Below are 25163 nucleotides of genomic sequence, written 5' to 3'. Positions count from 1 at the left end.
ATTTATTATTAAGTACCATTTGAACCATTCTGACTGGTTACTCCGCCATTGGTGGAGCCAGTTCCACCTCCGGTTTTATTATCATTACCGGACCCGCTGCCGCTGCCAGTGCCGCTGCCAGTGCCGCTGCCGCTGCCAGTGCCGCTGCCAGTGCCGCTGCCGCTGCCAGTGCCGCTGCCAGTGCCAGTGCCAGTGCCGCTGCCGCTGCCGCTGCCAGTGCCAGTGCCCTTGTTTTTTCCACTACCCTGACCACTGCCCTGTCCGCTGCCTTGACCAGGAGTGGTTGCTGGAGGTGGTGTGGTGCCGTTATTTCCCTGGTTGCCTGTATTCCCACTTTGGCCTCCCTGGTTATTTTGATTTGTTGGTTGTGGAACAGTAAAAGAATAAGTAATCGGGTCACTTTTCCGGCCACCGGATACTGCTGTGATTGTAAATTTATAGGCAGCTCCAGGAGTAACATTTGGGATGACCAATGCCTTATTCGCGGTTGTAACGCTCTGTGGTGCGGTTCCACCATCAACCGTCACATTAAATTGAACAGGTGTATTGGACTTGTTGGTATAATCCCATTTTAAAGAAAGTTCTTTTTTCGTCTCATCATAATTTGCTGCAGCATTGCTTGGTGCAGCAAGTTTATTATACTTCTCAGACACCGTCACTGGGGCATATCCCTTTACAGCGTATTCCGTAAGAACCTGGCTTGATGGTGTATATTGACTCGCAAGGACAGGAGGCATCGTCCCTTTTTCAATTTTTACACTTTGGACACTATTTGGAACACGGAAGTCAGGTGTTTGTTTTCCTTCTGAAACATAGGATATTAAATTTCTAAACATATTTTGAGCGATTTTTTGGCTGTCTCCCGGTGCAATCGGTGTCGAGCGGTTTGGATATCCAGTCCAAATGGATGCTGTATAATTTGTTGTATAACCTGTAAACCATGCATCAGGAATATAGTTACTGTTTGGAATATTCCATTGTCTTCTTTCATCTTCTGTATAATTTGTCGTTCCTGTCTTACCTGCGATATGAAGTCCAGGAACATTGGCCTGTGTTCCGGTACCAGGATATTCTAAAACACTCTTTAACATATCGGTAATCATGAAAGCAGTATAATCCTTCATTACCACTTTCGTTTCAGGTGCTGTGTCGATAACGGTACCATCACGAAGTTTAATTTTAAGGACGGCATGTGGCTTTGTATAAAAACCATCGTTTCCAAATGCGCTATAGGCCCCTGCCATCTCCAGAGGAGATACACCATCCCTTAAGCCGCCAATAGCATAGGATTCATAGATTTCTTTTAAAGGGATCCCTAAATTATTTGCAAAGGTTTTGGCTCTATCTAAGCCGACCTGCTGCAATGTTTGTACAGCTGGTGTATTTCGGGACAATTGTAATGCCGTTCTAATCGTCATTTGGCCCATGTATCTGCCATCCCAGTTTCCGAAGGTTTGCCCTGTTGAATATGTAACTGGTTTATCTACAATTGGTTGATAGGTTCCCCACTTTAGATATTCAATTGCGGGTCCATAATCCAGAATTGGTTTAATTGTAGAGCCTGGCTGACGTCGTGTATCGATCGCATAGTTAAAACCTCGTTTTACTTGTTGGTTTCGTCCGCCGCCGATGGCACGAATTTCTCCTGTTTTTGTATCAATCAGGGCAACACCCGCTTGAAATTTACTATCTGGATAATTGATTACATCTTTAGAATTAAGCATATTATAAACATACTTTTGTGCCTTTGGATCAACGGTTGTATAGATGGTTAATCCATCGGAGAAAATGTCAAAGTCACCTTGTTGTTTTACTTCATCTATAACAGCATCAACGAAGGAATCAAAAGGCTTTTCATTAATTTTCCGCTGTCCTTCTTTCACCAAGCCTGTTTTGATAGGAACTTTCATGGCTGCTTCCATTTGCTGTTTGGAAATATATCCATGTTGTTGCATTAAAGATAATACAGTATCGCGTCTGTTTTTAGCTAAGTCAGGATGGTAAAAAGGATTATAATTATTAGGGCTTTGCGGCATTCCTGCAAGCAAAGCTGCTTCGGGAAGTGTCAGGTCCTTTAATTTTTTACCATAGAAAATATCCGCTGCTGTTGCCATTCCATAGCCTTCGGACATATTTACTTTATTGATATACATTTCAAAAATCTGATGCTTAGTATACTTTTGTTCAAGCTGATAGGAAAGCCATGCTTCTTCCACTTTTCTTTTCAAGGTCTTTTTAGGTGTTAAAAAAGAATTTTTAATGACTTGCTGAGTAATGGTGCTCCCACCTTCAGAACCATATCCATGCCGTATATTGGCAAGAATGGCACCGCCGAGACGAATGAAGTCAATCCCATGGTGCTGATAAAAACGATAATCCTCAGTTGCTAAAACGGCATTTTCTAATAGCTTTGGAATTTCGCTATAAGTGGCATATTCTCTGTTTGCTGTACCAACCTCGGTAATCAAGTGACCATTCATATCTAAAATCTTCGAAGAAATTGGATCTTTTAATACTTTTGGATCAAGTTTAGGAGCGTCCTTAACCATATAAGCAAAGGTACCGACACCGGCCAAAATACCAACAATCCCCAGAGTGACAATGGTAAGAAAAATTCTCTTCATGATGCCTTTTGGTTTTTTCTTGTCTTTTTGTTTTCCTTGGGTTTGCTGCTGTTTGCGGCGCTCCTCTCTTGATTGGTATTGATCTGACATGTGGTAGTCCTTCCTTTCCAGACTTGGGCTCTTATCGATTAAAATTGATAAAGCGTTTCTATTATTCTAATATAGTCAATTCTCGCTTGAAATCCAAGTGGTATGTAATGCCCGTTTTGCTCAATTTCTTGCTTTGTAATAGACTTTCTGCCTCCGTTTATCATTCTTTCCCAAAATGAAAGTAAGTGTTTTGCTTCCAATAGATAGACTTGCTCGTTTTTTGTAAATCTTAGAATCACAAAACAAATCCCTCCTTGATGTAATACCTCTTCCATATGCCGAATTTGATGCTCGTGAAAATTCTTTAGTGGAAAAGAAGATGGATTTTGTGTTTCTTTTGCTTCAAAGTCAATATATTTCCCTTTAAACACGCCATTATAATCTGTCGTGGAGGCTTGCTTAAAATAGGCCTCCTTAATAACAGCAGCGCTCCGTTTCGGATAATCCACCTGGACGATTTGAACGGGTGTCGGCTTCTTATGAATCACCGCAATTTTTCGATCTCTGTAATATTCATTTGTTTCATTTAGGTCTTCTTCAAGCGTCATTCCTCGATTGCTGTATGATTCGTTTTTATTTTTTGTCACATTCTTTGTTTCAAACGTTTTGGGTATGAACCGTTTTCCGTTTGGATAATTTACATTCATGATATGCACCTCACAAACTATAACCTATCATACCAAATCAAAGGGAACTTGAGTGCATAAAATTAAATGGATATCACATTCTAATAAATACTTCTATTATTAATGTTTTAAGGAAGACAACTATGAATCATCTTACAATACAGGAACAGGAAATCATTCGTCAAATAATAAGAGAAACAGATAATAAAAATATTGATAATATCTCACGAACAGATGCTTATTTTCGTTATTTTAAAAAGAATCCTGATATCATTTGGTCATTCCTTGCCCATATGGTTTCGAGGAATGGCGGATGGAATATGTGTGATCTTGAGGGAAATGTTTTTCCCTATATTATAGATGCTAAAATAAGAAAACAGCTTTTTCTAACCTATGAACGTGCTAATTGGTTAATTTTCCACGATGTTTTTCCACAATTATTGATATATCAATATTCGACGAGGATAAACAAGCCCATGTTTCATTTACTGCCTTATTTTAATGTTTCAAGCTTTATCCAACAAGAATGGTGCCGGTTTTGGAAAGAACAAAATAGGGAACGAATGACGACCGCGTTAATTATTAATGAACAAAATGTGATCCAATCCCCAATCATCGAGCACCCTGTTTATAAAGAAAAGGTTTTTCATACCTTTCTCTATTCTTTTCAGGATTGGCTCCATTTTAGCTCTGTGTTATTTCCAACGCGTGGCGGTGAGGTCTATGGGGCAAGTGTAAGCGGCTTCCGTTCTGTTTCAAAGCGGATTGACCTGGGTAAAAGGTTGGCCAAGATCTTATTTTATCCACGCCTTTTTCCTTATTTTTATGATTTTGCAGAAAAAACAACACATACTGGCTCAAGAAATGATTATGAACAATATTTTAAAATTAATATTGCTAAGAAAACACCAATGCTTAGAACGACTTTTCCCATCATCAAGCATCACCGCCATACCTATCAAGATTGGAGTAAGCAAAGAATGATATCTCCATTCTGGCTTTACAAACCGGTCCGCCATCGCCATCCCATCCATCTTACGGATTGGTACTTTGCAAAATCTAATCAGCTGAAACTAATTCTCGCAATTAAACAGTCACTGACATAGAAAAGCAAGGGGATACCCCCCTTGCTTTTCTTCATTCAGCAGGTCTATTTGGACCTTCTAGTTTTTTATCGCCATAGCCCATTTTCTGATCTGCTTGTGATTGTTTTGGATTTTTGTTTTGCTTATTTTTATTTGACATTGAATACACCTCCATTTTTTAGCTTGTACGATTTCCTTTTTTTAATACGAAATTGCGTTATGTCGAAATAAATAGGCATTAATGCCAAATAGACACTTTCTTTGACGAATAGCTTCTAGTTTTGTCAAGTAGGAAGGAAGCATTAAAAAGAAGGAGAATTATTACAATAAATAAATGCGGGGAGGTTGTTAATGTAATGAATAGGCCAACCGAAAAAGAACAGCTGCTTTCGATGCTGACAGAAATTTATAATCAATTGGAAGAATTGGATTTGGTTCTTGAGGCATCATTTTCCGATACGCGCAAAAGTTTGGAAAAAGACTTACTAGATAGATTAATTATTCCGAAACAAAGAATGGAAGAAATAGATAAAGAATTAGATAATATCAGTTCATTAACTATTAGTACTTTAGATAAAAGCCGTCAGTATTTATCGGGTCCATTAAAGCTTGAATTAGGTTTTTAAAAAATATTATAATGAAGAACCATTAGAAAAGAGATGCCAGTAGACATCTCTTTTAATTATTATTGAGAATTTTCGATGAGGGAGTTTTCCTTGTAATGATCAGGAATTACCGCGCCTTGGGTTTCAAGTTCGCGGACAAGAAGGCGATATTCTTTAAAGTTAATTTCATTATGAATATATGCCTTTTTGGCAAAATCCATTAATTCATTTACATCCTCTGTGCTGTAGGCTCGACTTTGAATAAATTTGCTTTTTAATTCGCGAATTTCCATAGTTTCTCCTCCTTCACCATTTCTTCTATCGTATCATCAAATTGAGAGATTTATTGTTTTTGAAATATTTAAACTTTAGACAAAATTCCCTTGAATTTGACAAGCCCTAAAGTTTAGAAATTAATTCACCATTAACCCATGAATTTCATAATGTGTAGTAATGAAAATGCGGAGGAGATGTATGCCCATGTATAATAATAGGCCAAATCCATATTTCAATTATGTAAATCCGGGGCAGCATGGGTGGCCCGTTGACTATCAAAGGAGCGGGCAGCCAATAGCATACAATCAACCATATCCTTTTCAGCCTCCGGCTCAAAGTATGAATCCATATCCGCAACAAAATCCCTACTATCCACAGCAGCAAATCCCTGCATATGGCCAAAATTATCCAACTGGATTTGGACCACAGCAAATGTTATTCCCTAGTCAGCAGGCGAATCAAAAAGATTCTCAATTCCTTTTCCAAAACCCGCTGCAGCCTCAAGAGGAAATGGTTTCAAATCAATATATGCCTATGAATGGACATCCAATGATGAATCCTTATCCGAAACAAAACATGATTCCAAAACAACCTGGTGGAATGCAATCATTTATAAATTCCTTTAAATCTCAGGACGGATCAGTAGATTTTAATAAAATGATGAATACGGCCGGTCAAATGATGAATGCGGTAAATCAAGTTTCATCACTTGTAAAAGGCTTTGGAGGATTTTTTAAAACGTAAAAAAGACGGCTGTGATGCCGTCTTTTATTCGTCTATATTAATGATTTTTCCCTTTTCCTGAGGGATTCGAATTTGCAATAATCCATCCCGGTAGGAGGCTTTGACCTTCTTTTCATTGATGAGGTGTGGAAGCGTTATAGTTCGCGATGATTGTGAACGCCATTGTCGCCGGCGATAGAATTGGTTCTTTTCATCTTCCTCGGATACGATTTCATTGTTTTCCACTGATATCGTTATATTATTACCGGATATATTAAGATGAATTTGCTCTTTTTTAACCCCTGGAAGCTCTGCGGAAATGATATATTCATCTTTTGTTTCAACCGTATCAACATGGAAAGCTGGTGAATAAGGAAAAGGAGTTTTAAAAAATTCATCAATGGATTGTAAAAACCCCCTAATTGGCTTTTCATGGAAGAAGTCATTCATGGATTTGATGAAACCACCGAACGGCTCTTGTTTTGAATTGACAGGTTTTTTTGGATCACTCGGAGGCATGGATGACACCGTATTTCCCTCACTTTCTCAGAATTCTACAGCTATCATATGCTTTCCGCCTTCTTTAGGTGCCCGTATAACCTTTTAGATTAAATGGATTTCTTCCATGAGTACGTCGATATCCATGAACATATCACCCTTATCATCTACTTCGATTAACTCTTCTTTTTTCATTTTTGTCAGGGTCCGGCTGATTGTTTCTCTAGTGGTGCCGATCATATTGGCAAGATCCTTATTGGTGAATTCCGCTTTTAATAATATTCTGCCATCATTAAGCTTTTTACCATATTTCTGGCCAAGACGGATAAGCAGTTTTATAATTTGCTCATATGTATTATTGAGAATTTGTTCTTCCAACCGATTTTGTAAATCAACAATTTTCTCACCCAATACCTTGAATACCTTTATACATAGCTGGGGATTTTCGATGAGGACATTTTCAAATTTAGAGATGGGAATTGCAATCAGGGTAGAATGTTCGAGAACCTCCGCATAGGCAGGGTAATCCCCCTTTCTGAAAAAGCCGACATGGGGAAACATTTCACCCTTTTTCAAGATGGCAACCAGCTGTTCTTTACCGCTGATATCACTCTTGTATATTTTTATTTTACCATCATAAATAAAATAGACATTTTCAAGCTCGTCACCTTGTAGAAAAACATGACTTGATTTTTTCCAATCTCTTGAAATGGCGATATCAGTAATTTTAGTTAATTCATAATCATTTAATTCTCGAAAAAGCGAGAATTCAGAGAGAACCTTTTTAATTTCCTCTATCTTCATTCTGTCACCCCCAAAATAATCTTCCTTATTAATTGTAACAAATTGTTTAGAGCAAAAAGAAGATAGTGTCACACAATTGTCATGAATTTATTTTACATTTCAGTTTCCATGAAAAAATAAAAAAATCGGGATATATCTTTTGTAACGAACGTTTATTCGGTAAAATAAAGGTATTGAGGTGAGGTTATGAAGTTTAAAAAAAATCTGCAGGAAATTCTAGCAGAATTAAAAATAAATGATCAGTTTAAAGAAAATATAGTAACTTGGCGTACCATTCCTGAAAAAGCAGCACAAACCGTTCCGCTGCCAAATGGTTTACATCTGGAGATCGAGACTGCGCTAAAAAGTAAAGGAATAGAATCGCTGTTCACTCATCAGAAATCTGCCTATGAAAAAATTCTCGAAGGTCAAAGTATTGTTGCCGTCACACCGACAGCTTCGGGTAAAACGCTTTGCTACAATCTTCCTGTCCTTCAATCCATTCTTACAAATCCAAGTTCCAGAGCACTATATATGTTTCCGACAAAAGCACTTGCACAGGACCAAAAAAGTGAAATCAATGAAATCATTCAAGCAGCCGGCGTTGAGATCAATAGTTATACCTACGATGGCGATACACCGGCAAATATACGACAAAGGGTAAGAAAGGCAGGGCACGTGGTCATTACAAACCCGGACATGCTCCATTCGGCCATTCTTCCACATCATACCAAATGGGTATCTCTTTTTGAAAATCTTAAATTTGTTGTTATTGATGAACTCCATACCTATCGGGGTGTATTTGGAAGCCATGTTGCCAATGTTATCAGACGCCTTAAACGGATTTGCCACTATTATGGCAGTCATCCTGTTTTTATTTGTACTTCAGCCACTATAGCCAATCCGCTTGAACTGGCAGAGAGTCTAACAGAGGAAAAAATGGATTTAATTGATAACAATGGAGCGCCAAGCGGCAGAAAACATTTTCTTTTTTACAATCCTCCCATTGTAAATAAGCCATTAAATATCCGAAGAAGTGCGACGCTTGAAGTGCGCAAACTTGCTGGTGAACTATTAAAAAATAAAATTCAAACGATTGTTTTTGCCAGGAGCCGGGTAAGGGTGGAGATCATTTTGACCTACCTGCAAGAGTTGGTAAAAAACCAATTGGGGCCAAAATCAATTATGGGTTACCGCGGCGGATACCTTCCAACTGAACGGAGGAAAATTGAGAAAGGGCTTCGGAGCGGGGATATCTATGGGGTAGTAAGCACGAATGCACTTGAATTAGGTGTGGATATCGGACAACTTCAGGTTTGTATCATGACCGGTTATCCAGGAACGATTTCCAGTGCCTGGCAGCAGGCGGGAAGAGCGGGAAGAAGGCATGGAGAGGCTCTAGTCATCATGGTTGCAAGCTCGAGTCCGCTTGACCAATATATTATTCAGAACCCGGAATATTTCTTTAATAAAAGCCCTGAAACGGCTCGGATCAACCCGGACAACTTAATTATCCTCATTGATCACATGAAATGTGCAGCCTATGAGCTGCCATTTAAAAAGGGAGAACAATTTGGCGATGTCGGCACTGAGGAGCTGCTGGAGTACTTAACAGAGGAGCGGATACTTTATCGGAATGGGGAAAAATGGTTTTGGATGAATGATTCATTTCCAGCTCATAATATTAGCTTACGTTCTGCTTCCCAGGAAAATATTATCATTGTGGATCAAACCGATGTAGCGAATGTCAAAGTGATCGGGGAAATGGACCGCTTTTCGGCGATGACGCTTCTCCATGAGGAAGCCATTTATTTACATCAGGGGACACAGTTTCAAGTTGAAAAGCTTGATTGGGAAGAGAAGAAGGCATTTGTTAGAGAAGTGGATGTTGATTATTTTACAGATGCAAATCTCGCAGTCCAATTAAAAGTCTTAGAGGTTGATAAACTTCAATCATTAAAGAATGCAGAAATTGGCTATGGGGATGTAAGTGTCAGAGCAATGGCGACCATTTTTAAAAAAATAAAATTTGAAACACACGAAAATATTGGCTCAGGTCCGATTCATCTCCCTGAGGAAGAATTGCATACAAATGCTGCTTGGATCTCATTGAACAAAGCTTTGGCGGAAATGGGTCAGGAGCGGTTGGAACAGGGGCTAACCGGCGCAGCCCATGCTTTAAATCATATCGCTCCATTATTTGTCATGGCAGACCCGCAGGATATCCATGTCATTCCTCAAGTAAAAGCAGACCATAACGAAAAACCAACCATTTTCTTCTATGACCGTTACCCGGGTGGTATCGGCTTAAGTGAAAAAATTTATACTGGTCTTGAAGAGGTATTTATGGAGGCAAAAAAAATGATAAATAGGTGTCAATGTGAAACAGGCTGTCCATCTTGCATTGGGGCAGAATCACTTAGTGTAACAGCTAAGATGGATGCCTTAAATATACTTGCGTCCTTTTTGGAAGTGTAGAAATGTCATTAAAAAATAAATTAAATCGTTTAAAACCACATATACAAACCGAAGAAAAAGGTAAATCGGTTCATGGTGACCTTTTAAAGCCGAATATTGAGATCCCGTTCCTTAGCAGATGGGAGCATGAGGATGTATCTCCCTATTTTTTTGATGAAAATTATTGCTTAATAAGAGAAGTGAAATTCCCTCTGGCACAAAAGCATGGGCATTATGCTTTTTCTGATTTTATGACGGCGGTTGAAATGTGGAATAAGAATACGATTCAGCATCCCTTATCCGCTCATGGGTACCGTGCCGAAGAATTATTCTTTTTTGACACGGAAACAACCGGGCTCGGCGGGGGAGCTGGCAATACGATTTTCCTGCTCGGTTATGCGAGTGTTAGTGGCGATTATTTAGTTTTACGGCAGCATATTTTACCTAATCCTGGTGCGGAAATTCCTTTATATCAAAGCTTTCTGGAAAAAGTAAATTATAAAACGCTTGTCACCTACAATGGTAAGTCGTTTGATTGGCCACAAGTTAAAACAAGGCATACTCTCATACGAGACCATGTACCGAAGCTTCCATCCTATGGGCATTTTGATTTGTTTCATGCAGCAAAAAGACTCTGGAGGCATAAGCTGGAGCGCTTGAAATTGGCAGTCGTGGAAAAAGAGGTTTTAGGGGTGGAAAGAGTGGATGACATCCCCGGCTTTTTGGCACCAATGATCTACTTTGATTTTGTTGAAAGCAAAAATCCTGATGGAATGATTGGTGTTTTAAAGCACAATGAAATCGATATTTTGTCCCTTGTTACATTGTATATCCATCTTACCTTTCAACTCTTTGGAACTGACCCAAATCAAACAAGAAATGAGTCGCTTCAAGTAGGAAAGTGGTTCCACTATATTGGAGAAAAAAACGAAGCAGAAAAAGTTTGGACCAAGCTTATTGACGGAAAAGACTCTGCCTCTATTCAAGCGAAACTTGCTCTTGCCTACCAATATAAGAAGGAAGAAAAATGGGATAAGTCATCTGCATTGTTTTCTGAAGTCTGTGCATCCGACGACGAGAGGATTGCGATTGAAGCGCTTCTTGAATTAGCAAAAATGCATGAACATAAATTTAAAGATGTTTATTCTGCCCGAGATTTTTGTTTCAAAGCGATTGAAATCAATAAAAATTTGCGAGAAAAAGGGGAATTAGCTGGAATGCTATCTCTTGAGCAGCTTCAAGCAAGGTTGCGACGATTGGAGAAAAAACTCGCTAAATTTCCCAGGTAAGCGCAAAATTCGTCAAAATCCTTCCATTGAATTGGTTTTTCAGCAAACTTCGATATCGGACATATAACATTCGAATTTTCATGAAAAAACCACAAATTCCATATTGTTATTCCTTGTTGAACAAGGTAAAATGTTAAACTGTATTGAGTAAAAACGACATCAAAAACAATATGGAGCTGGTATTATGTATAAAGCAATTTTGTTTTTATTTTTTATTGTCGTTTGTATGACTGCCGTACTTTTTACAAGTATGAAAGATAGCTTTTATTCTATTTTCTAAAAATAGGTATTTTCCTTAGTACAAGAGTACCCTTTCCTTCATAGGCTGTTAGTGTAATCAGAATAATTGAAGGGAGAGCTTTAAATGTATCTTGGAACCAATTTTATGCCGCCAGTCATTCATCCGACAAACCAAATCGTGAACCATACCTTTTCAACAACGGTGGTGCCACATATTCATCCAACACATGTAACAACAGTCAACCACCATATGTTCCAGCACAAACACTTCTGTACAGAATCAGCCTCATGTGCTGAAAATGTGTGCAGCCAGCATATTAACTGCTGTCCTCCATGCGCACCATCTCCGTGCGGACCTGTAGGACCAGGTTTTGGACCAGGTTTTGGTCCAGGAGGGCCTGTGGGACCAGGCTTTGCTCCAGGAGGACCTGTAGGACCAGGTTTTGGACCAGGACCATTTATGGGACCTGGATCATTTTAAAGAAAATTGCAAGGGCGGCTTCGCCCTTGTTTTTTTATTTGTGTTACTATATGATATGATTTTTTTAAAAAAGTGTTTGTCCAAATTAAAAAAATTTTTTATAAAGGAGCACATTTTTGAATAAAGTACTATCCATATCTGGGTATAAACCTTTCGAATTAGGAATATTTCAAAAAGACCATCCATCCGCAAATTACATAAAAGCTGCGATCAGAAAAGAAATAATGCCCATGATAGAGGAAGGGCTTGAATGGGTTCTGATAAGTGGCCAGTTAGGTGTAGAGTTGTGGGCTGCTGAAGTAGTCTTTGAGCTGCAATCGAATTATCCTGATTTAAAGCTTGCCGTAATTACCCCTTTTTTAGATCAAGAAGCGACTTGGAGCGAAATAAATAAGGAATGGTACGAGTCCGTTCTAGCGCAGGCGGATTTTATTGATTCTGTCACGAAAAAAGGGTATGAAAAACCGTGGCAATTCCGCTTGAAAAATCAATTTTTTATTGAAAAAAGCAATGGACTACTTCTTCTTTATGATTCAGAGAAAGAAGGAAGTCCAAAATATATATACGAAATGGCCCTTCAATATCAAGAACATCACGAATATTTTATCCGATTAATAACATTCTATGACTTGCAAATGATCGTCGAAGAAGAGGAATTTAAAAAATTCGATTTTTAAAGGAGAATGTTGATTTTTACAACTGTAGATTGTAGCGGAGGGCTCTCGACTCCTGTGGGATATAGAGGTCACGGGAGACCCCGCAGGCGCCTTTAGCGCCGAGGAGGCTCCCGGACCTCCCCGCGGAAAGCGAGGCCACTTCGCTGAAATCAACAACCATGTTTAAAACATTTTAATTATAAAATTTGAACTTTTCATATTGAAAAATTGACAAAAGGGCATATTTTTGAAAAAATAAGGTAATGATTGGTGAATTTCGAGGTGATTTGAATGCTTGCAGATAAAGTGAAATTAACAGCTAAAGATATTTTGGAGAAAGAGTTTAAAACCGGTGTAAGAGGTTATAAGCAGGAAGATGTTGATAAATTTTTGGATTTAATCATTAAAGATTACGAAACATTCCATCAAGAGATTGAAGATTTGCAGCAAGAAAATTTACGTTTGCGCAAGCAGCTGGAAGAATCTTCAAGGAGACAACCGATTTCCCAGCCTGCCGGCACAACTAACTTTGATATCTTAAAACGTTTATCAAATCTTGAGAAACATGTATTTGGCAACAAATTATACGATTAACAGATTGTACCCTTATTTCCTAATTAAAACCATTGAATATTTGTTGAGAAATACATATAATAATAAATGTCTTCATTAATGACGTTCGGGTAATCGCTGCAAGGAGCATTCATGCGAATTGTAGAGGAAAGTCCATGCTCGCACGAGCTGAGATGCTCGTAGTGTTCGTGCCTAGCGAATTCATAAGCTAGGGCAGTTGGTCCAAAGAGGCCGGCTGACGGCCGGGAAAATACCTAAGTCCAATTGGATATGGTATGAATACCTATAAAAGTGCCACAGTGACGGAGCCTTTCTAGAAATGGAAAGGGTGGAACGCGGTAAACCCCACGAGCGAGAAACCCAAATAATGGTAGGGGCACTTTCTCTTAGGAATTGAACGAGGAGAAGGACAGATTCTTTAAGGGTCTGTAGATAGATGATTACCACCTATGTACGAGACTTTAAAGTCGCTTGCAGTACACTGGTACAGAACATGGCTTACAGAACGTTATTAATGGGAAAGTACGAAGATTTACAGGCTCTCCTTATATGGGAGGGCTTTTTTATTTTCATGTGCATTCCCGATTTGTATTTGGTCTATAATGAAAACATACATATTTTGTTAAGGGTGAAAAAATGGGAAAATATCAATTAATTGCAACTGCGGCGATGGGTCTGGAAGCCCTGGTTGCGAAAGAAGTTCGTTCACTTGGCTATGAATGTGAAGTGGATAATGGAAAAGTTTCCTTTATCGGTGACGAGTATGCAATCGCACGGAGCAATTTATGGCTTCGGACGGCAGCAAGAGTCAAAATAAAGGTTGGCGAATTTAAAGCCTATACATTTGATGAATTATTTGAAAAAACAAAGGCCCTGCCGTGGGAAAAGTTTCTCCCGGAAGATGCCGAGTTTCCTGTCGTAGGGAAATCCGTGAAATCCAAGCTGTTTAGTATTTCAGATTGCCAGGCGATTGTCAAAAAGGCCGTTGTGGAGAGAATGAAGAACCATTACAAAAGGAATTCGTGGTTCGAAGAAACAGGCGGTTTATATCGAATTGAAGTGGCCATGCTAAAAGATACTGCCACTCTTACCATTGATACCAGCGGTGAAGGTCTTCATAAACGCGGCTATCGAGCGGACCAAGGATTGGCTCCGTTGAAGGAAACGACAGCTGCCGCTCTGATTATGCTGACTAATTGGAAGCCTGACCGTCCGTTTATTGACCCTTTTTGTGGATCCGGAACAATTCCTATTGAAGCTGCATTGATTGGGCAAAACATTGCTCCAGGATTTAATCGGGAATTTGTGTCAGAAACCTGGAATTGGATTCCTTCCAAGGTTTGGGAGGATGTCCGCAGTGAAGCGGAGGATTTGGCTAATTACGACCAGCCATTGGATATAACGGGTTCAGACATCGACCACCGCATGGTGAAAATTGCTCAGGAAAATGCTTTCGAAGCAGGATTTGGTGATTTAATCCGTTTCAAGCAAATGCAGGTAAAAGATATTTCTACTAAAAAGGAGTATGGAGTAATTGTAGGTAATCCTCCTTATGGTGAACGTCTTGGGGAAAAAAATGCAGTAGAGCAAATGTACAAGGAAATGGGCCAGGCCTTTAGCAAGCTTGATACTTGGTCTATTTATATCATGACCTCAAATGAAAACTTTGAAAGTTTATATGGGAAGCAGGCAACGAAAAAAAGAAAACTATTCAATGGATTTATCCGGACAGATGTCTATCAATATTGGGGGAAAAGACCTCCACGACAACATGAATTGGACAATAATAATTCTTAAGCAGCGTCAAATAAGGCGCTCTTCTTTTTTGGGGGTTTTTTTATGCAAGACCGCATGCCATTTGCCGTATCGAAAACAGAATCCTTTTATGACAAGCTGAGTGAATGGATTGGCGACCTATTTTATGAAATATTACCTGAAGCAGGGTTTGAAATAAGAGACGAACAAATTTATATGGCTTTTCAATTGGAAAAAGCATTTAAAGATAAAAAAATCATGTTTGCCGAGGCTGGTGTAGGTACAGGGAAAACAATTGTTTATTTGTTGTATGCCATTATGTATGCCAGATACACAAATCGCCCGGCTATTATTGCTTGTGCTGATGAGACTTTGATTGAGCAGCTCGTAAAAAAAGAAGGGGACATTGCAAAGCTTGAAAGAATTTTGAACCTCAATATCGATGTTCGCCTTGCTAAATCTCAAGATCAATACCTTTGCTTGAAAAAACTCGAGAACTATAGATCTCATGGTTTATCTGAAGAAATTGAAACCATTTACGAACTGCTGCCAGAATTTATTCATAATGGCGGCTCAATGCAGAATTTTGAAAAGTATGGTGACAGAAGGGATTTTCCTTCCTTATCGGATGAAACTTGGTCTCACGTCAGCTGGGATAAGGTCCAGGATTGTTTTTCATGTGATAAACGCCATCGCTGCGGGCTGACATTGCACCGAGAGTATTATCGTCATGCTACGGACCTCATTATTTGTTCCCACGATTTTTATATGGAACATGTTTGGACGAAGGAGTCCAGAAAAAGGGAAGGCCAGCTGCCGCTTTTACCTGAACATTCTTCTGTTGTATTTGATGAAGGACATCTGCTTGAATTTGCGGCTCAAAAAGCGCTAAGCTACCGTTTTACTGATTCAACACTTGAAACCCTGTTAACCAGGCTGATGGAAAATGAAGTAAGGGAAAAAACGCTTTTTACTATCGAAGAGGCTCTTCACGAGAATGATCGGTTTTTCAATTCGGTTGAAAACTCTTCCGCAGCTACCCAAGGCTCTGAAAAACAAATCATTACAAAGCACGCTTCTGTCCTAAAAACAGGTGAAAAACTTCTCAAAATACTTCAAACATTAGAAGAAGAATTGGTGTTTGAAAGTGAGCTCTTTGTGATCAATGATTATGATTTAAAAATCGTTGAAGAGTATTTAGAGCAGATTACCCATTCCTTATCTCTATTTTTAGAGGAATTGAACGGCATTACCTGGTTTGAGGTAATTGGTCTTGAAAGAACTCTTGTCATCATGCCTAAAATGGTGGAAGAAGTGATGAGAGAAGAAGTGTTCGCACAGAAAAAACCTTTTATTTTTTCATCGGCAACATTGTCAAATCAAAAATCCTTTGCTTACATTGCAAACAGTTTAGGAATAGACGACTTCCTGTCGTTTTCAGTAACATCCCCGTTTGAATATGATGAAATAATGAAGATATTTATTAAAAGGTTTTCAATGAATCAAACCGATACCAGAATAGAATATCTGATTGAGAGTATTCAACATTCTGAAGGCCGTGCCCTTATTTTACTAAATAATAAAAGTGAACTGGAGTATTTGAAGCAAGAGCTTTCAAGTATACAGTACCCTATTTATTTTGAAGGTGATGAAGAAATTAGCACGCTCGTTTCAAAGTTCCAAAACGAGGAGCATGCCATTCTTTGTTCCATCCACCTTTGGGAAGGACTTGATATCCCTGGAAGCTCGCTTGTGAATGTCATCATTTTCTCTCTTCCCTTTCCTCCTAATGACCCGGTGTTCATGGCAAAAAGGGAAGGTCTTGAAAATCCGTTTCAAGATGTTGATTTACCTTATATGCTGCTCCGTCTAAGGCAAGGAGTTGGTCGCTTAATAAGAAGTGAACAGGATCACGGATCGGTTCATATTTTAGTAGAGGACAGCATCAATACGGATATTTTAGAAAAAATAGAAGAGGTACTGCCGACAAAGGCAACCAATTTATAAAAAAAGTTCAAGCCGAGGCTTGAACTTTTTTCTTATCTTCCTAGTAACCTTAACCCCTCTGGTGTCATTTTCTCTGGACTCCATGCCGGCTGCCAAACTAAATTGACGTTTACATTTCTTGTATCTTCAATCCCTTCCACACAGTAGCGTACACCGCTCGTTATGCTATCATGGAGCGGGCAGCCTGGTGTTGTTAAGGTCATGGTGATATCTACATCATTTTCATCCGAAATCTCTAAATTATAGATTAATCCAAGGTCGACTACATTTATATTTAACTCAGGGTCATAAACACTTTTTAATTCATTTAAGATTTTTTCTTTTAGACTCATGATTTTCACCTCATTATTTTTTTAGGACGCTTAGAATGCTAATGGATAGGAGCAAAAAGCAGATGGAAACAATAAACTGGCCAACTGTAAAAAGAAGGGCAATTTTAAAGACTAATCCACAAAAAACCAGCACTACAGAAAATATAAACATTGAAAAAAGTGGCAGCACGATTCTTTCATTCATCATCTGCTTTAGAGTTGGAACCGTGTGCTTGCCTATTTCCTTGCTATACTTGTAAGTCCACCATAGAAATGGAACAATCTTGTACAGATATCCTGAAATGCTAAGAATAATCCACAATAATAGATAAGTATAGATAAGTGGACCGATTATGGCATTAAATCCTTTGAACCATACAAAAATGAATGCAGTTAAATGAATGATATTACCAAACCCTATGGCAGCCAGTGCAAACGAGAAGGGATGATCAAGCTTTTTCTTCAACCTTTTTTTGAGAATGATGCTAATATGCCAGCTGAAAAGTGAAAAGCCTGCAAGTAATAAAAAGAGACCTATTTTTAAGAGAAAACTAGCTCCAGTAAAAAAGGAGATTAACGAAACAATTAGACCTGATACATATATGCTATATACATAGCGGGCATGCGCCATTGGGAACCCATGGGAAAATGAAAACATCGGTACCATTTTGTAAGAGAATCCAAAAATTAATAGCGTGAACCAACCGGTGACCCCCATTAAAAGGTGGCTTTTAAAAATGGCTTGATAATACCCGGCACCACTACCGGTTTTCAGACAATAAATCATAGTAATCCCGAGCATTATCGTAAGCAATAAACAGACTAAGGCAGTGCCGACAAATGCTGTAAGAATATTGGGCTGGGCCTGCTTTCTTAATGTCATAAACATTTGAAATAAAAACAATAAGATTCCAAGTAATGTCAGCGAACCGGGAATAATCGCCTTTAATGGTGATACATATAAGGTCCATGCAAAGGTGGCAATTCCAATCGCTGTGATGAAAAATTGAATGAAGCCCAATTTTTCATTCCAAATCTTTGTAAGGAAGGCAACCGGAACGAGCTGATACATCGCTCCCATCGCCACCATTAAGGCCCAGCCTAAAACAAGAAGATGTGCCGATGCCCAAATGGGAGGAATCCTAAAGCTGCCAGTCACGAGCAAATTCCCGTTCTTGAGCAGAAGAATTTGAGAAATGACCAGTGCGATGATACTAAAGAAAATAAATGAAAAGGGAAGCTTTATATTTGTTTCACTCCCCATATTCTGAGGAAGCATAATTTCACCTTCTTAGCGGAAGATTTCGATTTTAAAACTTCCGTCTTTTTGTTGTGCTGTTCGCTGTTTGTACCCAAGGTCCTCCAGCTGTTCATACAGGAACATGGGTCTTCTATCATTAATAATGGTTAAGATTTCATTTTCACCAAGGGTTTCAAGAGCTGCGAGAGTTCTCATCATTGGCTGCGGCGGTTCTAATCCGCGATTATCTAATAACATTAACAATCACCCTCCAAGTATTATTTCGATTTTTTAATAAAAGTAACCTTCCAGTGTTTATCCTCAATTTCTTCTGCTTCATGTGTAAAACCTTTTGCTTTCAAAACAGCAAATAAAGGAACAGGTTTAAATGGTGCATGGAGGATAAAGATATCATTCTCTTTTACTTCTTTTACAGCCTCCATTATTTTTTGAAAAGGCTCAATTTTATTTTTTAAATCCTCGCGAACGTCTAGTTCAATTATTCTTAGTTCCATAACGAAACACTCCTTATCCATTTAAATAGTTGTGAATTTAATAAAACAATTCCTGTTTAAGTGCCTCTCGGTTCACTACATAATACCCATCGTCATCTAGCAGAATAAATTCTTTCTTTTTTAAATGATTAAGAGTTCTACTGACAGTTTCCCTTGAGGTTCCAATCATATTCGCCAGCTCACGATTAGTAAATTGTGTCGTAAGTCTGTACTCACCATCCACATTTTCACCGTTAGACTTACAAAGTCTAATCAGCAGCAAAACAATTTGTTCATACGTATTATGAAGAATTTGTTCTTCCAATCTATTTTGCAAATCAACAATTTTTTCTCCCATTACTTTAAATAGCTTTATACAAAGCTCAGGATAAGATAAAAGAATTTCTTCAAACTTATCAATCGGGATAACAAATAAATGGGCATCCTCCATGATTTCAGCATAGGCAGGATAATTACCCTTCCTGAAAAAACCAGCATGTGGAAACATGGCTCCAGGTTCCAGGACGTGAAGAATTTGTTCTTTTCCGGAAGCATCTGTTTTGTAAATTTTAACTTTTCCACTATGAATGAAGAATACTCGGTCAAGCGGATCGTCCTGCATAAACACATACATTTTATGTTTATAGAATCTTACCTGAGTAATTTCTACAAAAGGGGCCAGCTCTGCTTCTGATAATTCTTTAAAAATATTGACCTTCGATATTCTTTTGAGGATATCGATTTGATTCATTTTCATCACCTTCGTGTTATTAATTAACGATTAATCTCATTTTAGCAGTGATTCTTCTTCTATAATGTGACCCCCATCATAGGTAAGCTAATTTTGTTGAAAATAATTCTCATTGTGACAAATCTGTGAAAACAACATGTAAACGAGGGAAATAACATGCAGTGTGTGTTGCATTTCACTTGTTCATATTTTTTTAACATTTACAATTCGTTGTGTAGAGAAAATGAAAGGGTGGAAGCAAAATGGAAATACAAAGGGGAACATCAACCAATAAAGTGGTGAAGGCAAATAGAAACGGATTTTTAAAATCTGTATTACTTCTTACGATCTTAATCAGCTTCACCGTATTACTTTGTGGTGGTTATTGGATCTTTAAGGAACAGGCACCAAGGCCATTAGAAGTAACGAATCAAAAAGGTGATGTTTTATTTACAAAAGACACTATTATGGGCGGTCAGGCCGTTTGGCAAAAATATGGCTTAATGGATTACGGTACCGTATTAGGAGACGGTTCTTATATGGGACCGGATTATACCGCACAAGCGTTACAGCTTTATACAAATGGTATGCAAGATTTTAAAGCTAATCAGCAATTTGGTAAAAAGTTTGCTGAATTAAACACGGATGAAAAATCATCGATTAAAGCTGCAGTTATTAAAGAAATGCGTAAAAACCGTTATGACAGCAGCAAGCAATCATTAAAGCTTACAGATGCACAGGCATATGGTCTTGAACAAGTAAGATCATATTATAAAACTATTTTTACAAAAGGCGACGGCTGGGGATTAAAAGCAAATCTAATCAAAGATAGTGATATGCCTAAAAATAATCGTGCCTATGTGGCAAAAGGCGATCAAATAAAACAAATCTCTGACTTCTTCTTCTGGACTGCATGGTTATCAAGTACAGTTCGACCAGGTGACAAAATCACCTATACAAATAACTGGCCATATTATAGCGATGCCGGAAACAATTTGTCCTTCTCTGCAATTTGGTGGAGCGGCGCTAGTGTAACACTTTTTGTCTTAATTCTTGGAGTTATTCTTTATGTTTTCTATCGTTATCAATTTAGTATGCAAGAGGCGTATAAGGAAGGGAACTTCCCTCGGATTGATTTACGCAAAATACCAGTGACTAGTTCTCAAGTAAAAACAGGAAAATATTTCGTAGTTGTTTCGATTCTTTTCTTTGTCCAATGTATGTTCGGGGCTTTACTTGCACACTATTATATCGAACCTGATAGTTTCTTCGAAATTAAATGGATTCATGATATTCTTCCATTTAATATTTCAAAAGGATTCCACTTACAGTTGGCAATTTTCTGGATTGCGACTGCATGGTTAGGAATGGGTATTTACATAGCACCGCTTGTTGGTGGTTTTGAGCCTAAGAAACAAGGATTACTAGTTGATATCTTATTCTGGGCACTTGTTGTTCTTGTTGGCGGCAGTATGGTTGGTGAGTGGCTTGGAGCAAATGGCTACTTAGGAAATAATTGGTTCTTGCTAGGTGATAATGGTTGGGAATATATTGAACTGGGCCGTGTATGGCAGGTTATTCTCGTTGTTGGTATGTTAATCTGGCTATTCATCGTGTATCGAGGTATCAAAGCAGGGTTGAAAAAAGAAACAGACAAAGGCGGTCTGATCCACCTATTGTTCTACTCTGCCATTGCAGTACCAGCATTCTATGTCTTTGCATTATTTATCAACCCGGATTCAAGCTTTACATATGCGGATTACTGGCGCTGGTGGGTTATCCATCTTTGGGTAGAAGCTATTTTTGAAGTATTCGCCGTAATTGTTATTGGTTTTTTATTAGTTCAATTAGGTTTAGTTACCAAAAAGTCTACAGTCAGACAGTTGTACTTCCAATTAATCCTTCTGTTAGGCAGCGGTGTTATCGGTATTGGGCACCACTACTATTATAATGGTTCATCAGAGGCTTGGTTAGGTCTTGGAGCTGTTTTCTCAGCATTAGAAGTCATTCCGTTAACATTATTAATTCTTGAAGCATATGAGCAATACAAAATGATGCGTGATGGTGGTATTGACTTCCCTTATAAAGGAACTTTCTGGTTCTTGATCTCTGTTGCGATTTGGAACTTAGTAGGTGCAGGGGTATTAGGATTCTTGATTAACCTTCCAGCTGTCAGCTATTTCGAACACGGCCAGTTCTTAACTCCTACTCACGGTCATGCTTCGATGATGGGTGTATATGGTATGTTTGCGATTGCCTTACTTCTTTACTCATTAAGAAATATCATAAAACCGGAAGTATGGAATGATAAGTTAATTAAAATTAGTTGTATCTTATTAAATGTTGGTTTGGCAGGTATGGTTTTCGCTTCCTTACTTCCAGTCGGTTTCATGCAAATTAAAGAAGCCTTCTATAATGGATATGCAGCAAGCCGTTCAGATACTTTCTTGCAAAATCACGTAGTTAAAACATTATTAACTTGGCGTGCTATTCCGGATTCAATCTTCTTAATTGGGGTAATTTTATTAGTGATATTCTGTGTGAAATGTCTATTCAATTTACGTAAACCTACACATAAAGAGGGAGAACTACTTCCAGTTAAAGACATATCACTTGAAGAGGAATAAGATCATAAAAATCCGCAAAGTTTAACTTTGCGGATTTTCTGTTTTTGTAACACTTTCCATACATTCAAAACAATAAATCTCTTTTTTGTCTGTAACAACTCCGTTAAAAAATCCATCCAAACAAAAGAGTTCTTTGCCGCAAGCTTTGCACGTACCGATTGATTCTCTCATTTTGATTGCCTCCTATTGTTCATAAACTATTAACAAAATCATTCATGATGTGTGATGAGACTCACTAAATTGGAACCCTATCTTTCTTATAATAAAAGAGAAGTAAACAAATTAAAAGGAGTGAATATAATGCAAACCTTCGTTAAAGTGATCAATGTTCCAGACTTTCCACCCCGTGAAAAGCATCCAACCATTTTTAATGGTTTTGATGAGTTACAATCAGGAGAATTTATGCAAATTGTCAATGACCATGACCCAAGACCGTTACAATATCAATTCATGATGGAACGGGAAGACCAATTTACTTGGGAATACCTTGAGCAGGGACCTGAAGTTTGGCGGGTAGCAATTGGTAAAAAGTAATTAGCTTCCTCTACGAGGAATGTTGAGTATAAAGCCCTCTTTACGCATTTTACTTGAGTTTTAAGTTTATTTTCCAATTAACAATCTCTTTTCCCTATAAATATATTTTACAACAGAATTTATTTTCTGTTGTTTTTTTTGCCGCTTTTTTACAACAGTTATTCAGAAAAATATGATAAGAGATTAGTTGATATTTGGCATTTTATTGGAACGGGAGTTTTTAGTATTACGCTATTTAATTGTTGTGAATTTACCAAAAAAACCATATAAGAGACCACATAAAGAGAAGGCTTCAATCTATTAGATTGAAGCCTTCATTATTACCATGTCTTGTAACCTTTAGATCCCGGTGGTGCATTTTGAATAATATCGATGAGCGGTATGGTGTAAGCAAAGAGAATCAGAACAGCGGTGATTCCAAGCCAAAGCTTCCAGTTTTCGAATACCATCGGTGCTGCTGCTTCGGTACTTTCTGCTTCACCAAGAGGGAATTCCTCTTCTCCTTTTGGTGCAAAAAAGGCTAGATTAATGAAGATAACAAGAACTAAGATAATACCCAAGAATAAAATGGATCCACCAACTGCTTGTGCAATTTGATATGGAATCCATTCAGCAGCCTGCTTTGCGCCCCCGTATGTAGAGAAAGCAGATCGCCTTGGTGCACCAAGCAGCCCTTCAGCATGCATGGCACCGGACATGAAAACCATCCCGATAAACCAAATCCAACCTTGAATAATCGCTAATTTATTCATAGTTTTTGTTAATTTCCGTCCTGTTAAGTGTGGAACTAACCAATAGGAAATTCCGAAAAATGTTAAAACCACAGATGTTGCAGCGGTTAAATGAAAGTGACCAGTAACCCAAATTGTATTATGAACCACTTCATCCATTTGGTTGGAGGCATTAACGATTCCGCCTGCACCAGCCGGAATAAAGGAAGCCATACCGATAAATGGGACAGTAAAACGAGCATCGCCCCAAGGCAGAACTTTAAACCAGCCAAAGAGTCCTGTTGCGCCTTTAGCACGGCCATTTCTCTCAAAGGTTGGAAATAATGAGAAGGCAGTCATTAATGCTGGAATCACAACCATGAAGGTTAAGATGACCTGAATGAATTTCCAGGCAGGATCGATTCCCGGCTCCATTAATTGGTGGTGAAAACCTACTGGGATTGAAAAAAGTAAGTATAAAATAAAGGATAATCGTGCTAAGTTATCTGAGAAAATTTTACCGCCAATAATTTTTGGAATGATCGCATACCAACACATATAGGCAGGAAGTAACCAGAAATAAACAAGCGGGTGACCAAAATACCAGAACAATGTACGGCTTACTAAAACATTTACTGTCGGAACTAGACCGAGTGACCATGGAAGCAGTTGGAATAGGACTGTAGCCGCCACTCCAAGTGTAGCAACGATCCACATTACCGTATTGATAACAGCCATAAAGCTTAACAATGGACTAGGTTTTCCAGGATTATTTCTTCGCCAATTTGCATAGGTCATGATTTGGGCAGCACCGTCAATCCAACTCCCGACGACGACAAAGGTCAACCCAAGATAGAAAATCCAATGTGCCTGTAATGGTGCATAAAATGTATATAATACAGATGCTTTATTCAGTAAAATCATCGTCGCGGCCATTGCGACGCCAATGGTCATTACCCAGAAGCCAATCCAGCCTGTACGTCGGGCGGCATTTGAGTGTGTACCAGCTGTACGGCTTACCGCAGCGTATTGAAATCCCATAATAAAGAATGTTGTTAAAACAAGCCCCATCATAACACCGTGAACAGTTAAAATCTCATAATAGCCAATTCCCATCGGAAGTTCAAACTTCCCGGAACGCACTAATGTTTGTAACAGGCCCATTAACCCGCCAAGGGCCAAAGCAATAAAAGCAACATAAAAATGGGCCATGGAAAGCTTTGCATCACGAGGATCTACTTTTATTTTTGCAGTTGCACTAGTCATTATTTTAACACCTCAATCTTTGAGCTCATTAAATGGTGGCCGGCACCACAGTATTCATTACAAACGATTAAATACTCGCCGGTTTTATTAAAAGTTTTCGTGAATTCACTGACATACCCAGGTTCAAGCATCATATTAATGTTAGTTCCGGCCACTTCGAAACCATGAACAACATCTTTGGTTGTGGCAATGATTCTCACCTTTGCTCCTAGCGGAATTTTTACAACAGCTGGATTATAAGAGAATGTTTGGGCAACAAAGACAAGATCATAGTCCCAATCCTTCCCTTCGACTTTATGTAACCCTGGTTTATTAAATGGCGCTGTTTGGTCAACTTTGTCTGGATTTATTGTGGTTAAACAGCTAGGCGGCTTATTGCCAAGATAAAATGCGCTCACACCGACCGTTGATAAGAATACTAAAAGTGCAGTAACTCCAAATATCAGCCAAATTTTTTCGAATTTATGCATATGCATAAAATTC

The 25163-nt window shown here is 38.5% G+C and carries 25 protein-coding genes and 1 other RNA gene; 13 read left to right on the top strand and 13 right to left on the bottom strand.

Annotated features, from left to right (window positions below; genetic code table 11):
- Positions 1-8 precede the first annotated feature (8 nt).
- Entirely contained in the window at positions 9-2714 is a 2706-nt protein-coding gene (locus ACZ5XR_RS18765) for a transglycosylase domain-containing protein (protein ID WP_464497858.1), read from the bottom strand.
- Between the two features lie 38 nt (positions 2715-2752).
- On the bottom strand, positions 2753-3361 hold the full coding sequence (gene recU / locus ACZ5XR_RS18760) for a Holliday junction resolvase RecU (protein WP_464497856.1): 609 nt from the start codon (positions 3359-3361) through the stop codon (positions 2753-2755).
- A gap of 122 nt (positions 3362-3483) precedes the next feature.
- Between recU and ACZ5XR_RS18755 the strand changes: the two genes are divergently transcribed.
- Together ACZ5XR_RS18755 and ACZ5XR_RS18750 are read left to right on the top strand one after the other, a co-directional pair.
- Positions 3484-4446: a DUF2515 domain-containing protein gene (locus ACZ5XR_RS18755; protein WP_464497855.1), complete on the top strand. Its 963-nt coding sequence runs from the start codon at positions 3484-3486 to the stop codon at positions 4444-4446.
- A 335-nt stretch (positions 4447-4781) separates the two neighbouring features.
- On the top strand, positions 4782-5051 hold the full coding sequence (locus tag ACZ5XR_RS18750; RefSeq protein ID WP_464497853.1) for a hypothetical protein: 270 nt from the start codon (positions 4782-4784) through the stop codon (positions 5049-5051).
- Between the two features lie 59 nt (positions 5052-5110).
- Here ACZ5XR_RS18750 and yppF read toward each other — a convergent pair whose 3' ends face one another.
- Positions 5111-5323, bottom strand: coding sequence for a YppF family protein (gene yppF / locus ACZ5XR_RS18745; RefSeq protein WP_464497852.1), 213 nt, complete (start codon positions 5321-5323; stop codon positions 5111-5113).
- 187 nt (positions 5324-5510) lie between these two features.
- Between yppF and ACZ5XR_RS18740 the strand changes: the two genes are divergently transcribed.
- Entirely contained in the window at positions 5511-6050 is a 540-nt protein-coding gene (locus ACZ5XR_RS18740) for a YppG family protein (RefSeq protein ID WP_464497851.1), read from the top strand.
- Positions 6051-6074: 24 nt separating this feature from the next.
- Here the strand turns inward: ACZ5XR_RS18740 and ACZ5XR_RS18735 are convergent, their stop codons facing one another.
- Both ACZ5XR_RS18735 and ACZ5XR_RS18730 read right to left on the bottom strand, forming a co-directional pair.
- Positions 6075-6548: an Hsp20/alpha crystallin family protein gene (locus tag ACZ5XR_RS18735; protein ID WP_464502372.1), complete on the bottom strand. Its 474-nt coding sequence runs from the start codon at positions 6546-6548 to the stop codon at positions 6075-6077.
- A gap of 84 nt (positions 6549-6632) precedes the next feature.
- Positions 6633-7331: a Crp/Fnr family transcriptional regulator gene (locus ACZ5XR_RS18730; RefSeq protein WP_464497850.1), complete on the bottom strand. Its 699-nt coding sequence runs from the start codon at positions 7329-7331 to the stop codon at positions 6633-6635.
- A gap of 186 nt (positions 7332-7517) precedes the next feature.
- Here ACZ5XR_RS18730 and ACZ5XR_RS18725 point away from each other — a divergent pair, with 186 nt between their 5' ends.
- From ACZ5XR_RS18725 to ACZ5XR_RS18690, 8 genes are all read left to right on the top strand, one after another.
- The gene (locus ACZ5XR_RS18725) at positions 7518-9788 is read left to right on the top strand and encodes a DEAD/DEAH box helicase (RefSeq protein WP_464497849.1); all 2271 of its coding nucleotides are present in this window, start codon (positions 7518-7520) and stop codon (positions 9786-9788) included.
- Between the two features lie 2 nt (positions 9789-9790).
- Positions 9791-11056 carry a ribonuclease H-like domain-containing protein gene (locus ACZ5XR_RS18720; protein ID WP_464497847.1) on the top strand — a complete coding sequence of 422 codons (1266 nt, stop codon included), beginning with the start codon at positions 9791-9793 and terminating at the stop codon, positions 11054-11056.
- Between the two features lie 364 nt (positions 11057-11420).
- A complete protein-coding gene (locus ACZ5XR_RS18715; RefSeq protein ID WP_464497845.1) occupies positions 11421-11777 on the top strand; it encodes a CotD family spore coat protein in 357 nt (118 codons plus the stop codon).
- Between the two features lie 116 nt (positions 11778-11893).
- On the top strand, positions 11894-12454 hold the full coding sequence (locus ACZ5XR_RS18710) for an SLOG family protein (RefSeq protein ID WP_464497844.1): 561 nt from the start codon (positions 11894-11896) through the stop codon (positions 12452-12454).
- Positions 12455-12724: 270 nt separating this feature from the next.
- Positions 12725-13027 (top strand): cell division regulator GpsB, encoded by a 303-nt coding sequence (gpsB, locus tag ACZ5XR_RS18705; RefSeq protein WP_464497843.1) that lies wholly within the window; start codon positions 12725-12727, stop codon positions 13025-13027.
- Positions 13028-13108: 81 nt separating this feature from the next.
- Positions 13109-13512: RNase P RNA component class B (gene rnpB, locus ACZ5XR_RS18700), an RNA gene on the top strand.
- A gap of 130 nt (positions 13513-13642) precedes the next feature.
- On the top strand, positions 13643-14803 hold the full coding sequence (locus ACZ5XR_RS18695; RefSeq protein WP_464497842.1) for a THUMP domain-containing class I SAM-dependent RNA methyltransferase: 1161 nt from the start codon (positions 13643-13645) through the stop codon (positions 14801-14803).
- Between the two features lie 42 nt (positions 14804-14845).
- A complete protein-coding gene (locus ACZ5XR_RS18690) occupies positions 14846-16768 on the top strand; it encodes an ATP-dependent DNA helicase (protein ID WP_464497840.1) in 1923 nt (640 codons plus the stop codon).
- 32 nt (positions 16769-16800) lie between these two features.
- Here ACZ5XR_RS18690 and ACZ5XR_RS18685 read toward each other — a convergent pair whose 3' ends face one another.
- The 5 genes from ACZ5XR_RS18685 to ACZ5XR_RS18665 are packed head-to-tail and all read right to left on the bottom strand — an operon-like array spanning position 16801 to position 19564.
- A complete protein-coding gene (locus ACZ5XR_RS18685; RefSeq protein WP_464497839.1) occupies positions 16801-17100 on the bottom strand; it encodes a metal-sulfur cluster assembly factor in 300 nt (99 codons plus the stop codon).
- A 13-nt stretch (positions 17101-17113) separates the two neighbouring features.
- Positions 17114-18358 (bottom strand): hypothetical protein, encoded by a 1245-nt coding sequence (locus ACZ5XR_RS18680; protein ID WP_464497838.1) that lies wholly within the window; start codon positions 18356-18358, stop codon positions 17114-17116.
- Positions 18359-18370: 12 nt separating this feature from the next.
- Complete coding sequence (locus tag ACZ5XR_RS18675; RefSeq protein ID WP_464497836.1) at positions 18371-18577, bottom strand: DUF2249 domain-containing protein; 207 nt, start codon at positions 18575-18577, stop codon at positions 18371-18373.
- Positions 18578-18597: 20 nt separating this feature from the next.
- The gene (locus tag ACZ5XR_RS18670; protein ID WP_464497835.1) at positions 18598-18834 is read right to left on the bottom strand and encodes a DUF2249 domain-containing protein; all 237 of its coding nucleotides are present in this window, start codon (positions 18832-18834) and stop codon (positions 18598-18600) included.
- Between the two features lie 37 nt (positions 18835-18871).
- Entirely contained in the window at positions 18872-19564 is a 693-nt protein-coding gene (locus tag ACZ5XR_RS18665; RefSeq protein ID WP_464497833.1) for a Crp/Fnr family transcriptional regulator, read from the bottom strand.
- A 242-nt stretch (positions 19565-19806) separates the two neighbouring features.
- On the opposite strand from ACZ5XR_RS18665, the gene ACZ5XR_RS18660 reads away from it, so the two are divergent.
- Entirely contained in the window at positions 19807-22170 is a 2364-nt protein-coding gene (locus ACZ5XR_RS18660; protein ID WP_464497832.1) for a nitric-oxide reductase large subunit, read from the top strand.
- 21 nt (positions 22171-22191) lie between these two features.
- On the opposite strand, the gene ACZ5XR_RS18655 is transcribed toward ACZ5XR_RS18660, so the two are convergent.
- Positions 22192-22341, bottom strand: a complete 150-nt coding sequence (locus tag ACZ5XR_RS18655; RefSeq protein ID WP_464497830.1) for a hypothetical protein — start codon at positions 22339-22341, stop codon at positions 22192-22194.
- A 129-nt stretch (positions 22342-22470) separates the two neighbouring features.
- On the opposite strand from ACZ5XR_RS18655, the gene ACZ5XR_RS18650 reads away from it, so the two are divergent.
- Positions 22471-22704, top strand: a complete 234-nt coding sequence (locus tag ACZ5XR_RS18650; protein ID WP_464497829.1) for a DUF2249 domain-containing protein — start codon at positions 22471-22473, stop codon at positions 22702-22704.
- A gap of 320 nt (positions 22705-23024) precedes the next feature.
- On the opposite strand, the gene ACZ5XR_RS18645 is transcribed toward ACZ5XR_RS18650, so the two are convergent.
- Both ACZ5XR_RS18645 and ACZ5XR_RS18640 read right to left on the bottom strand, forming a co-directional pair.
- Entirely contained in the window at positions 23025-24680 is a 1656-nt protein-coding gene (locus tag ACZ5XR_RS18645) for a b(o/a)3-type cytochrome-c oxidase subunit 1 (protein ID WP_464497828.1), read from the bottom strand.
- Entirely contained in the window at positions 24680-25156 is a 477-nt protein-coding gene (locus ACZ5XR_RS18640; RefSeq protein ID WP_464497827.1) for a cytochrome c oxidase subunit II, read from the bottom strand. The genes ACZ5XR_RS18645 and ACZ5XR_RS18640 overlap by 1 nt, the downstream gene beginning before the upstream one ends.
- Between the last annotated feature and the right edge of the window lie 7 nt (positions 25157-25163).

The sequence above is a fragment of the Neobacillus sp. Fa239 genome (assembly GCF_055395235.1).
This window is presented reverse-complemented; position numbering and strand designations above follow the sequence as displayed.